At 48.8% G+C, this 13,258-nt stretch carries 10 protein-coding genes; 2 read left to right on the top strand and 8 right to left on the bottom strand.

Going from position 1 to position 13,258, the window contains the following annotated elements; genetic code table 11:
- Nucleotide 1 precedes the first annotated feature (1 nt).
- From ICL55_RS25145 to ICL55_RS25130, 4 genes are all read right to left on the bottom strand, one after another.
- Nucleotides 2-1,177, bottom strand: coding sequence for an ATP-binding protein (locus ICL55_RS25145; RefSeq protein ID WP_188102652.1), 1,176 nt, complete (start codon nt 1,175-1,177; stop codon nt 2-4).
- Nucleotides 1,178-1,267: 90 nt separating this feature from the next.
- The gene (locus ICL55_RS25140; RefSeq protein WP_188102650.1) at nt 1,268-2,425 is read right to left on the bottom strand and encodes an RsmB/NOP family class I SAM-dependent RNA methyltransferase; all 1,158 of its coding nucleotides are present in this window, start codon (nt 2,423-2,425) and stop codon (nt 1,268-1,270) included.
- A 69-nt stretch (nt 2,426-2,494) separates the two neighbouring features.
- On the bottom strand, nt 2,495-4,060 hold the full coding sequence (odhB, locus tag ICL55_RS25135) for a 2-oxoglutarate dehydrogenase complex dihydrolipoyllysine-residue succinyltransferase (RefSeq protein ID WP_188102647.1): 1,566 nt from the start codon (nt 4,058-4,060) through the stop codon (nt 2,495-2,497).
- Between the two features lie 102 nt (nt 4,061-4,162).
- Nucleotides 4,163-6,919 (bottom strand): 2-oxoglutarate dehydrogenase E1 component, encoded by a 2,757-nt coding sequence (locus tag ICL55_RS25130; protein ID WP_188102645.1) that lies wholly within the window; start codon nt 6,917-6,919, stop codon nt 4,163-4,165.
- 253 nt (nt 6,920-7,172) lie between these two features.
- Between ICL55_RS25130 and rpsT the strand changes: the two genes are divergently transcribed.
- Nucleotides 7,173-7,427 carry a 30S ribosomal protein S20 gene (gene rpsT / locus ICL55_RS25125; protein ID WP_168810442.1) on the top strand — a complete coding sequence of 85 codons (255 nt, stop codon included), beginning with the start codon at nt 7,173-7,175 and terminating at the stop codon, nt 7,425-7,427.
- An 88-nt stretch (nt 7,428-7,515) separates the two neighbouring features.
- Nucleotides 7,516-9,246 (top strand): M14 family metallopeptidase, encoded by a 1,731-nt coding sequence (locus ICL55_RS25120; RefSeq protein ID WP_188102643.1) that lies wholly within the window; start codon nt 7,516-7,518, stop codon nt 9,244-9,246.
- A gap of 93 nt (nt 9,247-9,339) precedes the next feature.
- Here the strand turns inward: ICL55_RS25120 and ICL55_RS25115 are convergent, their stop codons facing one another.
- The 4 genes from ICL55_RS25115 to ICL55_RS25100 form a co-directional block, all read right to left on the bottom strand.
- Nucleotides 9,340-10,356 carry a beta-ketoacyl synthase chain length factor gene (locus ICL55_RS25115; protein WP_188102640.1) on the bottom strand — a complete coding sequence of 339 codons (1,017 nt, stop codon included), beginning with the start codon at nt 10,354-10,356 and terminating at the stop codon, nt 9,340-9,342.
- A 16-nt stretch (nt 10,357-10,372) separates the two neighbouring features.
- Complete coding sequence (locus ICL55_RS25110) at nt 10,373-11,587, bottom strand: beta-ketoacyl-[acyl-carrier-protein] synthase family protein (protein WP_188102638.1); 1,215 nt, start codon at nt 11,585-11,587, stop codon at nt 10,373-10,375.
- A gap of 13 nt (nt 11,588-11,600) precedes the next feature.
- Nucleotides 11,601-11,858, bottom strand: coding sequence for a phosphopantetheine-binding protein (locus tag ICL55_RS25105; protein WP_168810432.1), 258 nt, complete (start codon nt 11,856-11,858; stop codon nt 11,601-11,603).
- A gap of 92 nt (nt 11,859-11,950) precedes the next feature.
- Nucleotides 11,951-13,243, bottom strand: a complete 1,293-nt coding sequence (locus ICL55_RS25100; protein WP_188102636.1) for an ABC transporter permease — start codon at nt 13,241-13,243, stop codon at nt 11,951-11,953.
- Nucleotides 13,244-13,258: the final 15 nt, after the last annotated feature.

Below are 13,258 nucleotides of genomic sequence, written 5' to 3'. Positions count from 1 at the left end.
GCTAACATATATGGAGCTCCCACCATCGCATAAGAATGGGGGAATTAAAAAGATAGTTTTGTGAGTCATCATCAAACTCAATGTAACCATCATATATGAGGTTTTCGATGACCAGGCGATAATCAGTTACCCTGCAAGTGGTTGCCAATGCTGCGGCTGCAGTTTTATCTAATCGTTTTCTTGTGGCTAGTTGTTTCAAAAACTCTTCTGCATAAAGAAAAGCCCCATTTTTGAAGTGCATTTTCAACCGGGTATGATAATGTGCAAAGTGATTTTTATGTTTCAGGCTTAACACCTCTTTTATTGCGGAAACAATTTTTTGCCGGGTAATGACCGTTCCAGGTTGGCTAATTAGCAGAGCCTCCTGTACCACCAGCTGAATGTGAAATGGAATAAACCACCGTACCATCTCCTTAAAAGCGGCGTTCCCACTATTATCAGCTGTTCTCTGTTCCTGGCGCAACAACAAATGAAATAAGTCCAGCGCTTCTTCCTCAGTAAGCGGCTTTACCTCCAGCGAAGCCAGGTCGTTAATAGTAGCAGTAGCATTCAATGCAGCTACGGTCTGGTTCAGGCCTATTGACCCTGTATATACGAAACGGACTTTTTGTGAAACCACCGGATCTAGCCTGATTTCCCTGTTCTGTTGCAGGAAAACAACAGCTGTAGCAGGATCTGTATTACCAATATTCTGGATGGTTTGCGGAAATTCATCTATCAGCAATACCAGTGGCGTCTCCTCTGCTTCGGCATAAGCCAGCAAAAAATGGTAAAACTCCGCATGATAGTCCCTTGGAGCCATATCGTTATTAAACTCCACGGAATTATTGAGGATAGAGATGCTTTTGATTTTATTGAAAAAACGGCCGCTTTTGTCCTTTAACCCGGCAGCAAGTTTCACGGTTTTCGATATAACCGGCGATCTCACAATCGCCTCTAGCATCTTTTTATAAAATTGATACGACTCGGTTACACTCTCCGTATCAATGTATACATAATGTCGACCAGAAACGCTGTTATCCAGTAGATAACAAAGAATCGAAGTTTTGCCCACCCTGCGGGGTGCGGCTATCTGAATATTATTCCCGTTCGATAATGAGCGGTCAACGAGATCTACTTCGCGTTGACGCTGATAAAAGTTATCGAGTCGGGCGGGGATACCAATGAGGTTTTTCATGACAATGGATTTTTTGTCAAATTAAATGACAAAAAATCTATTGTCAAAATATTTAACAAAATTTCTATTGTCAAAAATACAAATGATTGATTACGAAAATCTTACGGCAAACATGGTATCCGCGCCCTTGCCATATCCGGCAATAACGCCTCCTTCCTGCTGCCGCAGCTCGCTATTTTCTTCAATATATTTCACCACATCTTCATTCTCCTGCCGGAACACGGAACAGGTAATGTAAATCAGTGAACCGCCCTTTTTCAGGAAGGGTATAACGTTATGGGCTATACGTTTTTGTAACTGCTGATATTTGCCGATCTCTTCCCGTTTGAAGAAACTGACGCTTTCCGGTGTACGGCCCCAGGTACCGGAACCGCTGCAGGGCGCATCGAGGATGATCCCGTCAAACCGTTGCTGCCCCATCGTTTCAGGAAAACGCTCGGCGGTAAGGTCAGCAACACGTGCTTCGTAATTTTTGATACCGGCGGCCGTAAAACGTTGCTGCAGGTTTTCGAGGATAGACCGCCGTACATCACTGACAAGCAATTGTACATTGGGCTGCTGGTCTTTCAGCAGGATGGACTTACCACCGCTGGCGGCGCAGCAGTCCCACCAGCGCTGGTTAGGCGCGGGGTGGAATAAGGTACCGGTCTGTTGACTGGAAGCATCCTGTACTTCGTACCAGCTTTTTTCGGTCAACAGTGTCTCTACTTTAGTACCATTGGGCAGGGCCACGGTGGCATTGTTTTCAGCTACTTCGTATGGCACAGCAGCTTCCTTCAACAGCTTCAATACCTTGTCCAGCCTGCCGTTCCGCACACGGATAAACAACCGTGGCTGTTGCAGAAACGATAGTCCGAAAGCTTCTGCATCCATCGCGGGGGACAATTCATCCAGCAACGGGAAAATACGTGTAGCCGTTACCGGTAGTTTCAACAAGGCAGCTTTCTCTGCCACCGGCAGGGTAATCTGTTCATCCCATTCAGGTTTCAATGCTTTAAGCAGATCGGTGGAGGTATGTTCGCACAGAAAAGTGCCTGCCGTCAAACGCTCTGCTGTGGGCAATTCCCGGCCCCAGTCGCCGAGGCGGTAGTAGTGATATACCAACTGCGAAATCCAGCGCCGGTCGCGGCTGCCCATATAAGGGTGTTCCTTGAAAAAAGCTTTCAGGAAATGATGCAATGGCAGGCTGCCCTGATAGGCGCCGATAATTTTGGTAGCGGATGCTACATAATTCTCCCAACGGGTCATATACAAAGGTATCCTAAAAAAACGGGGCGAAGATTGCTCTTCGCCCCGCTATATTTTTTAAAGCTGTTATTAGAGTTTCAGCAGCGCTTTCAGCGGATCTTTACCGAACAGCAGTTGCTCAGGATTTTCCAGCATTTCTTTCACTCTGACGAGGAAGCTTACAGACTCACGGCCGTCGATGATACGGTGGTCGTAGCTCAGCGCGATGTACATCATGGGGCGGATCACTACCTGACCATTAACAGCCATCGGACGGTCCTGGATTTTGTGCATGCCCAGGATCGCAGATTGCGGGATGTTGATGATCGGCGTGCTCATCAGGGAACCGAATACGCCACCGTTGGTGATGGTGAAAGTACCACCGGTCATTTCAGGAATCGTCAGCTTGTTTTCACGGGCTTTGGTAGCCAGTTCCAACACTGCTTTTTCGATACCGGCCATGTCCAGGCTTTCTGCGTTACGGATCACCGGTACTACCAGGCCTTTAGGGGCAGATACTGCGATGGAAACATCACAGTAATCGTGGTATACCAGCTCTTCGCCATCGATATAGGCATTTACGGAAGGGAATTCCTGTAATGCGAAGCAGCAGGCTTTGGTGAAGAAGCTCATAAAGCCCAGGTTCACCTCATGCTGTTTTTTGAAAATGTCTTTGTATTTAGCACGCAGCGCCATGATGTTGGTCATGTCTACCTCGTTGAAGGTAGTGAGCATAGCGGTGGTGTTTTTAGCTTCTACCAGGCGGCGGGAAACGGTTTTACGCAGGTTGCTCATTTTCTCGCGACGTTCGTTGCGGGAGAACATTTCCTGGCCGATGGCTACGCCCGGGTTCTTCAGGGCAGCATACACATCATCTTTCATGATTTTGCCGTGAGCGCCGGAACCTTTGATGGTAGCCGGATCTACTTGTTTATCGGCAATCACTGCGGCCGCTACCGGCGTAGTGCGGATATCATTCGGGATGCTGGTCACCGGGGCCTGTTGGGCCTGTGGCGCGGCAGCTTTTGCTGGCTGAGCGGCCGGCGCAGCAGCTGGCGCGGCTTTACCTGCCGGACGCGGTGCGCCGGTATCTATTTTGCAGGCTACATCGCCTATTTTTAAAGTATCACCTTCTTTGGCTACGAGGCTCAGTACACCGGCTTCTTCTGCGTTCAGTTCAAAAGTAGCTTTCTCTGATTCCAGTTCACACAGCACTTCATCTCTTTCCACATAGTCGCCTTCCTTTTTAGTCCACTTTACCAGGGTTACTTCGCTGATAGACTCACCTACTGTAGGCACTTTCATCTCAATGACCCCTTTGTTGACTGCCGGTGCTGCAGGCGCTTCAGCTGCTGCTGCCGGAGCGGCGGCGGCAACCGGTGCGGCCGGTGCTGGTGCTGCGTCCTGTGCAGGCGCTGCCGCAGCGGTATCAATGGTACAAGCCACATCACCAATCTTCAGCGTGGCTCCTTCCTGTGCTGCAATTTTCAGGATACCTGCTTTTTCTGCATTCAGTTCAAAGGTGGCCTTCTCTGATTCCATTTCACACAACACTTCGTCCTGCTGCACATAATCTCCGTCTTTTTTCAACCACTTTGCAATTGTTACCTCGCTAATAGATTCTCCTACCGTAGGGACTTTGATTTCGATAACCATATTTTATCAGTTGATGGTGAACCAGTGTTTAGCTGCTGACAATCTTCGTCGCTAAAGGCTAACAGCTGAACACTCGTTTCTGTTTATTGTTTGCTGTTTTAGTTAGATGTTAAAAGCTGTATCGATGATCTGCTGCTGCTCGCGGGCATGCACTTTCGCATAACCGGTAGCGGTAGACGCACTTGGATTACGGCTGATAACACCATAGTTGATCTGCTTCAGGTTCATCTGCAGATAAGCTGCAGCGCCCATGTTCAGCGGCTCTTCCTGTACCCAGAAGAAAGTAGCGCCCTTGTATTTCTGCGCAATCGCTTCCAGCTGTTTTACCGGCAGCGGATACAGCTGTTCCAGCCTTACAATGGCCACATCTTTACGGTCTTCCTTCATCTGTTTGTCGCTCAGGTCAAAATACATTTTACCGGTACAGAGCAACACTTTCTTCACCACGGAAGCATCTGTAATGAACGGATCGTCCAGTACTTCTTTAAACCCACCCTGCGTGAATTCATCCATGGTGGAATAAGCACCGGTATGACGCAGGTTGGCTTTCGGTGAGAAATTGATCAATGGTTTGCGGAACTGCCAGGTCAACTGACGACGCAGCGCGTGGAAGAAGTTGGCAGCAGTGGTGATATTGGTGATCACCATGTTCTCTTCCGCACAGGTCTGCAGGAAACGCTCCGGACGGGCATTGGAGTGATCCGGGCCACCACCTTCATAACCATGAGGCAGCAACATCACCAGACCATTCTGGGTCGTCCATTTCTGTTCAGCACTGCTGATATACTGGTCAATCACAGTCTGCGCGCCGTTTACAAAGTCGCCATACTGTGCTTCCCAGAGTACCAGGGCGTTCGGGTTGGCCATCGCATAGCCATATTCAAAGCCCAGTACGCCATATTCGCTCAACAGGGAGTTGTATATTCTGAACTTGCCTTGTTTTTCGGCCAGCTCACCTAAACGGTTATACGTTTCGTTGGTATTTTCATCAAACAGTACAGCATGACGGTGGGAGAAAGTACCGCGTTTCACGTCTTCTCCGCTCATGCGCACATCTTTACCTTCAATCAGCAGGCTGGCATAAGCCAACAGTTCACCGGTAGCCCAGTCCACTTTACCTTCTTCCTGATACAGTTTGATTTTGTCCTGCAGCAGTTTGCTCACTTTACGCAGCGGCACAAAATTTTCCGGCCATTTCATCAGGGCGTCAAACAGGCGTTTGAAGTCCTCTTCTTTGATGGCGGTAACCGGAGAGCTGTCGAAGTCCTGTGGTGTCGCTTTACGCAGCGCCTGCCACCATTCTTCCGGCTTCTGGTTGGAGTAAGGCAGCGGATGTTGTTTTACTTCATCCAGGCGGGCCTGCAGATCAGCCCAGAAGGCTGTCTCCATTTCTTTGGCCAGTGCCTGCGCATCGGATTCACCGTTGTTGAGCAGATACTGGGTATATACCTCACGCGGATTCGGATGCTTATCGATCAGCGCATACAGGCTGGGTTGGGTGAATTTAGGCTCATCACCTTCGTTATGGCCATGTTTGCGATAGCAAACCATGTCGATGTAGATGTCCTCGTTGAACTCCTGACGGTAGCGGGCAGCCAGCTGGGCTACTTTCACTACGGCTTCAGTGTCATCACCATTCACGTGGAATACCGGCGCCTGCACGATAGAGGCAACGCTGGTACAGTAATCAGAAGAGCGGGCGTCATCAAAATCGGTGGTGAAGCCGATCTGGTTGTTGATCACAAAGTGAATGGTACCACCGGTGTAGTAACCTTTCAGTTTGCTCATCTGTTCCACTTCATATACAATGCCCTGACCTGCCACGGCAGCGTCGCCATGGATCAGGATAGGCAATATCTTGTCATAGTCACTGTCATAGATCACATCAGCCTTGCTGCGGGAGAAACCGATCACGATCGGGTCTACCACTTCCAGGTGTGATGGGTTCGGCATCAGCTGCAGGTTCACCGTGTTGCCGGAAGGAGTGCTGACCTGGGAACGGAAACCGAGGTGATATTTCACGTCGCCGCTGCCCATGGTCATATCCGGAACGGCCAGGCCTTCAAATTCATTGAAGATCTGCTCATAGGTTTTACCCAGAATATTGGCCAGTACGTTCAAACGGCCACGGTGCGCCATACCGATCACAGATTCTTTCACGCCATATTCGGCCGCCACATTGATCATCGCGTCCAGCGCCGGAATAGTGGACTCGCCCCCTTCCAGGCCAAAACGTTTCTGACCGATATATTTGGTATGCAGGAATTTTTCAAAAATAACGCCCTGGTTCAGTTTCTGTAACACCCTGCGGCGTTGCTCCAGAGACATCGGCTGGGTCATAATGGCTTCAAATTCTTTTTCCAGCCATTTGGATTTATCGCGGTCATTGATATAGGTATACTGAATACCAACGGAGCCGGCGTAGATCTTTTTCATGTGCGCCACAATCTCTTCCAGTGTGGCGTCTTTCAGTCCTACCACGATGCCTGCATAGAACCGGGTTTTGAGATCAGCATCTCCCAGTCCGTAGCTGGCCAGATCGAGATTGGCCCTTCTGTCTTTTCTTTCGCGGATAGGATTGGTTTTAGCAATGAGATGGCCCTTTTTGCGGTATGCCTGGATAAGGCGGTATACGCCCAGTTCCCTGGCTTGTTGATCACCACTCACCGGCATAGAGCCGCCGCCTGCTGCCGGAGCCGCACCTGCCGCTTTACCATTTGCGTTGGAAACCGCAAAATCAAATCCTTCAAAAAATTTTACCCAATCAGGGTCTACAGAATTGGGATCTTTGAGGAAATCCTGGTATAACGATTCAATGTAAGCAGGATGTGAGTTAGTGACAAATGAGAAGTCCTTCATTTACAACGAGTTTTGCTGATCTTCAGTTCAAATACTTTTCTGTTGGTGCCCGATATATTAATATATGGGATTGCAAATATCGCACGTTTTTTAATACAGAGGATGGAAAAAATGAGAAAATATCATATGATTTAGGTTGATTGTAAATATGGTTCAATGCCTTACTTTTGTCGTCGGACGGAAAAGTTGTTTTTTGTTTGTTTGGTATTTGGAATATCCTTACCTTTGCCGTCCGAAACTTGAAATTTGAAAAATGGCAAATCATAAAGCAACGAAAAAAGACGTACGTCAAAGCAGAAAGCGTAATGAGCGTAACCGTTACTACGGTAAAACTACTCGTAATGCCATCCGTGACCTGAAGGCGATAACTGACAAAGCGCAAGCTGAGAAAGAATTATCTGATGTGGCATCTATGATTGACAAGCTGGCTAAACGTAACGTTATCCACAAAAACAAAGCTGCAAATCTGAAAAGCAAGCTGGCTAAGAAAATAGCTACCCTGGCTTAGTCCTTTCAGTAACAAATATTTACAGCTCTTCCTTACCAAAGGAAGGGCTTTTTGTTTTTCCTATTGCCTTCATATATATATTCTTCTTATGAGAAAGCTATTCACTATCATAGTGCTTATGCTGACGTGGGCCACCACACCCGCCCAGCAGTTCACCACCCGCTATGAAAAAACAAACGGCAACGAAACAGCCACCTATCCCGAAGTCATCCAATATTACCAGCAACTGACCGCCCGTTATCCACAATTGCTGAAAATGATCACGATAGGTGCTACGGACGCCGGATTCCCCCTCCACCTGGTCATCTGCTCCCCTGCCAAAGATTTTGATTTTAACAGCCTCCACCGTAAGAATAAACGGATACTGCTCATCAACAACGGGATACATCCCGGCGAACCAGATGGAATAGACGCCTCCATGATGTTGCTCCGCGATATTGCACAAGGCAAAACCAAATTACCGGATAACATCGTTCTCGCAGTAATTCCGGTGTACAATATCGGTGGCGCACTCAACCGTTCAACCTATTATCGGGTAGACCAGAACGGTCCCGACGCCTTCGGTTCCCGCGGAAATGGCCAAAATCTCGACTTAAACCGCGATTTTATTAAAACCGACTCCAAAAATGCGAAGGCATTCCAGGAAATATATCATCTCACCGACCCCGACGTGTTTATCGACAACCACGTTAGCAACGGCGCCGATTATCAACATATCATCACCCTCCTCTCCACCCAGTACAACAAATTGGGCGGTCCCATGGGCGAGTTCATGCACAACTCCTTCGAACCTGGTCTATATAAATTGATGAAGACGAAAGGATACGATCTGGTCCCCTACGTGAACCACTTCGATGAAACACCCGACAGCGGATGGGTCGAATTCTCCGACCTTCCCCGCTACTCCTCCGGCTACACTACCCTCTTCCATACTTTCGGATTTGTACCGGAAACACATATGCTGAAACCATACCCACAGCGCGTAAAAGCCACCTACGCCCTGATGGAAGCCTTTATACAGTTCACCAGCGAGAACAGCGCCACCATCAAACAACTGCGCGATCAAACGAAACAAAGCGTTATTACGCAGAAAAGCTTCCCCCTCTCCTGGGAGTTTGATATGAACAAATACAGCCTCATCACCTTCAGGGGGTTCGCGTCCGGTCACAAGCCCAGCGCTATCTCCGGGCTGCCACGTCTGTACTACGATCGTAGCAAACCTTATGAAAAGCAGATAAAATTCTACAACTACGCCAACGCGGAAAACTATGTGGACAAACCACAGGCATACATCATTCCGCAAGGCTGGTGGGCCGTCATCGATCAGCTGAAAAATAATCACATACAGATGCGGCGACTGCAAAAAGACACCACCATCTATGTGGAAGTGTATCATATCGGCGATTTCAAAACCTATCCGAAGCCATATGAGAAACACTATCTCCATACTGACATCAAAGTCACCAGCACCAAAGACTCTATGCACTTCCGCAGCGGCGACTACTACATTCCCATGAACCAGACAGCCAACCGCTTCCTCATGGAAACACTGGAGCCCACCGGCGGTGATTCTTTCTTCGCCTGGAATTTCTTTGATGCTGTCCTGGGTCAGAAAGAAGGTTACTCACCCTACGTTTTCGAAGATACCGCCGCCGAATACCTGAAAAATCACCCCGAACTACAAACGTTGCTGGACAAGAAAAAAGCTGCTGATACCGCTTTTGCCAACAGTGCCAGCGCTCAACTGAATTTCGTCTACAAAAATACGCCCTACGCAGAGCCGGAATACATGCGGTATCCGGTGTATAGGGTGTTGTAGCGGATAAAATCTGTTTCAATAAAAAAAGGAGACACAACGATGTTGTGTCTCCTTTTTTTATTTCATTATTTTGATAAAGTAATTGTCTAACGATTACACCCGCTCCAGCACAATCATCGTATGCTGTTCTCCGTAAAAATGATTGTAGAGTAATATCCTGTTAATGTTGGCAGGCAACGCCTCCAACATCGGAAACCACTGCGCTGGTACCTGCTGCGTATGCAATATCTGCGCTGCCAGCCACATACCAAAAGCGCCGGCGGTATCGTGCTCACCGCAAAGATGTTTAAACGGCAACTGAGGGACTCCGGGAAACAGCGTGTCTACCTGGCGGTAAAAATGTTCATACCGACTGTCGCCATTCCGACCGGTCAGTACCAGATCAACATTTTCTTTAAACTCCGCCAAACCGGCAGCCACCTTGGCTTCCGTGGGTTTATACAACATTTTAAAGCCGGTTAGGGCTGCTTTACTATGGGCAGTAGGCGTTCCCGTTAGTACAAAAAAGGTAGCGCCTTCTCCGGCGATGCTGCCGGGCGACTGCTGCACGTATAACTGACGGCTATCTGTAGGTGTCGATTTCCAGAAACCGATACGGCTCTTGATGTAGAAATGTTCTGCCGTCATTTCTTCCAGCGCCCCGGTAAGGGTATTGGGCGCGCCTTCAGCCAATAACATCATACTGTCCAGCAACGCATTTTCAAAAGAAAAGCCGCGGTGCACGAATGTATTGTTGTAAGCGGTACCTTTTACCTGCAGGGCAATAAGACCGTTGACAGAATTATAGGTGGATTGAATAAAAGGAGTAGGATTCAGGGCTGTTTCCTTGTACTGCTCTATCTCCCGGATGAATTTTTCGGTGTCCTGAAGACTGCCTTTGCCGGTGCCGGTCACGATAGGACCGATGGCTTCCACACCGCTGTCACGAATGCTTTGCAACGCGGTGGTCAATCCCATTTTCAGCAATCGCGTCATGCGACGCAGGCTATTAGCAGGAATAAACGGCTTGTAGTCAGGTTCCATACAGGTAAGCAGATTACTGTCCGTATGCACCAGCGGCGCAGAAAAAACATCCCCCTCAAAAGTAGCTTGCGGGGAAATAGCCGCCATTCCTTGTATGTAACACTTAACCTTCATATTTGCTGATCACCAGGGAGGCATTGTTACCTCCAAAGCCGAATGAGTTTGAAATAACATTGTTCACGGAAACGCCTTCCATCAGCTCCGTTACCGGGGAGATGTTCAGCTCTTCCATTTTTTCTTTAAAGTTGAGATTCGGGAAGATCAATCCCTGTTGAATGGCTAGTACAGCGTAGATGGCTTCTATAGCGCCTGCTGCGGCCAAAGTGTGGCCGGTAAAGGGTTTTGTGGAACTGAACAACGGCACGTTGTTGCCGAATAGCCGTTCCAGCGCTTTTCCTTCTGACACGTCATTGTTGAGCGTGGCGGTGCCATGCACGTTGATATAATCTACCTCCTCCAGCGTTCTGCCACTCATGGCCAGTGCCGCTTTCATGGCTTCGTAAGCACCGTCGCCATCCGGAGAGGGAGAGGTGGGATGGAACGCCTCGTTGGCATTGCAGTATCCGGTGAATTCCGCCAGGATACGGCTGTTGTTGGCTTTTGCAAATGATTCGCTTTCCAGTACGAGGTAAGCGGCGCCTTCGCCGAGGTTCAGTCCTGTTCGCTGCTGATCAAACGGCCGGCAGAATTGTTTGTCTACGTTCTTCAACGAGTTGAAACCGTTCAGGGTAAAACGGGTCAGCGCTTCTGTTCCGCCGCACACCATCCGGGGCATGAAACCCTGTTTGATCATACGGGCGCCAAACATCAGTGCGTTGGCCGATGAAGAACAAGCCGTACTGATAGTAGCAATATGCTCAGTGAAACCCACGGTGTCAGCGATACGTTGTGTACAGTCGGCACAGTCAAGCGTATCAATATATTGCAGAAAAGTGCCACTTTTGGTGGGATCAACAATATCAAAATAAACTTTTTCGGTATCACACATACCGCCTACCGTACTGGCATTGATAAAACCGGTAGGAGCTGTCTGTACATCTGTAATACCGGCCTGCCGCAGCGCTTCCCGCATGGCGGTCAGCCCCAGCAGGGTGGTACGGGTATATCCTTCGTGGGAAGTGATGCCGGCAAGGGCAAACAAAGCATCGTTGTTATGCTTCACTTCCGCTACCGGCAACACCTGTTGGTATATGGTATCGATATAACTGGTAAAACCGAGACCACTGCGTTGTTGCCGCAATTGCCCCAGATTTTCAGCCACATTATCACCTATGGCGGTGATCATTCCCATCCCTGTTATAAACACTCTTTCCGCCATGTCAGCTTCTTACTTATGCCGGCTGTTTGGATTGGATAAAGTCAGCCATGGATTGCACAGACTGCAGGATTTTACGTCCTTCGCGGGGATCTTCCACTTTGATATGATATTGTCTTTCCAGCAACACCATCAGCTCCAGCGAGTCAATGCTGTCCAGGCCCAGCCCTTCGCCAAATAAAGGGGCATTGTCGTCAATATCTTCCGGTTTGGTATCCTGCAGATTTAATGCTTCAATGATCTGCGCTTTGAGTTTGCTTTTTAAATCTTCCATAATAAAGTTGTAGGTTTATCCCCGGCTGTACACGGAGATTCCCTTTGTGGGGAGTAAAAATACAGTTTTACTGTTGTTTAGAAAATAGTTTATCAGTTCATTCTTCGTTTTTCGACAAATCCGGCTACTGCCAGCATAACCCCGCCTGTCAACACCAGCCGCAACACATTCTTCCACACATATCCTATATCGCCGTTACGCAGGTAAAGATCATTGATGGCGTCCAGGCCCCAGCTGAGCGGCGATAAATGGCCGATCACCTGCATATTGCCCGGCATCACTTCCAATGGTATCCAGATGCCGCCGATGGCCGACAGGATCACAATGGAAATAGCGCCGAAATTCAGGGCCTGATTAGGCGTTTTAAAAAGCGTGCCGATCAGTATGCCATATGCCGTGGCAGCCAATCCTATGGCGCCGGCCACCAGCAGCGTGGCGCCCTGGTAGTGCCCCATTACCAGCTTTGGCAGGTCCAGCAAAGGCATGGCATAGATACCTACCAGCATCATCAGGTAAAACTGTAACAGGCAGATACCTACGAAAAACAACATTTTTCCCGCCAGAATCAACAGATAAGAGCCCGGTATCAGCTTCATCCTCAACAGACTACCGTCTTCCCGCTCCCGGATCATGTTGCCGGCAATAGGGATAACGATAAAAAACATCGCAAAAATGCTCCAGGCAGGCACGTTATGTTGTACTGAGTTAGACACCACGTCCAGCTGTTTGCTGGTACCGGTGGCATGCTCTTTCAGCCCCACTGCCTGTAAACGGATGGGCAGGGTGTCATTGGGCGTTGCTGTTGTGTCTTTGCGGCGCAACTGTTGCTGTATACGCCCCAACAGCATATCTGTTTCCACCTGCGTCAGGAAATTGTCCAGCGCCTGATGAATAGCACCTTTAAAAGCCTTTTTGGCCGCCGGGTCAAAATAGATGACCACATTCAGCGAGTCGGCGTGTTGTTTCACCGGTAGCGACACGCTCATGCCCATACGCTGCGTGATATCATTCACGATCCGGTTCGCATTGCTGACAATCGCCGCCGTGGAGCCAGCCGGCACAATGATGCTGATTTTATAGCGGCCATTGTTGACCAGCTCACGGGCCTGCTGTTCGGTGACAGGACGCCCGTCCAGCGTATCGATAATATTGAACTGCCCGCCGGATGCCAGTCCTTCCCGGATATATTTGCCCAAACGCCCGTGGTCATTGTCTACCGTTAATATATCAAACTTCACGTCCTGATAGTCCTTAAAAGGCGCGTCCTGTATCAGGGCCATCACGGTGATGAGTACCACCGGCATCACAAACAGCAGCGTAAGCCCCGTTTTGTCGCGCAACAGCAGCTGCCATTCTTTTCTTATGGTAGCCAGTAATCTAAGCATAGCTTTCTTTCATTT

It is taken from the genome of Chitinophaga varians (assembly GCF_014529945.1).
Lineage (GTDB): Bacteria > Bacteroidota > Bacteroidia > Chitinophagales > Chitinophagaceae > Chitinophaga > Chitinophaga varians.
The sequence above is the reverse complement of the archived record's forward strand: the minus strand, read 5'-3'. Positions and strand labels throughout refer to the sequence as shown.

Coding starts and splice junctions, on each gene's coding strand:
- ICL55_RS25120 (WP_188102643.1), top strand. CDS start 7,516: ATGAGAAAGCTATTCACTATCATAGTGCTTATGCTGACGTGGGCCACC.
- odhB (WP_188102647.1), bottom strand. CDS start 4,060: ATGGTTATCGAAATCAAAGTCCCTACGGTAGGAGAATCTATTAGCGAG.
- ICL55_RS25130 (WP_188102645.1), bottom strand. CDS start 6,919: ATGAAGGACTTCTCATTTGTCACTAACTCACATCCTGCTTACATTGAA.
- ICL55_RS25115 (WP_188102640.1), bottom strand. CDS start 10,356: ATGGCGGCTATTTCCCCGCAAGCTACTTTTGAGGGGGATGTTTTTTCT.
- ICL55_RS25110 (WP_188102638.1), bottom strand. CDS start 11,587: ATGGCGGAAAGAGTGTTTATAACAGGGATGGGAATGATCACCGCCATA.
- ICL55_RS25105 (WP_168810432.1), bottom strand. CDS start 11,858: ATGGAAGATTTAAAAAGCAAACTCAAAGCGCAGATCATTGAAGCATTA.
- ICL55_RS25140 (WP_188102650.1), bottom strand. CDS start 2,425: ATGACCCGTTGGGAGAATTATGTAGCATCCGCTACCAAAATTATCGGC.
- ICL55_RS25145 (WP_188102652.1), bottom strand. CDS start 1,177: ATGAAAAACCTCATTGGTATCCCCGCCCGACTCGATAACTTTTATCAG.
- rpsT (WP_168810442.1), top strand. CDS start 7,173: ATGGCAAATCATAAAGCAACGAAAAAAGACGTACGTCAAAGCAGAAAG.
- ICL55_RS25100 (WP_188102636.1), bottom strand. CDS start 13,243: ATGCTTAGATTACTGGCTACCATAAGAAAAGAATGGCAGCTGCTGTTG.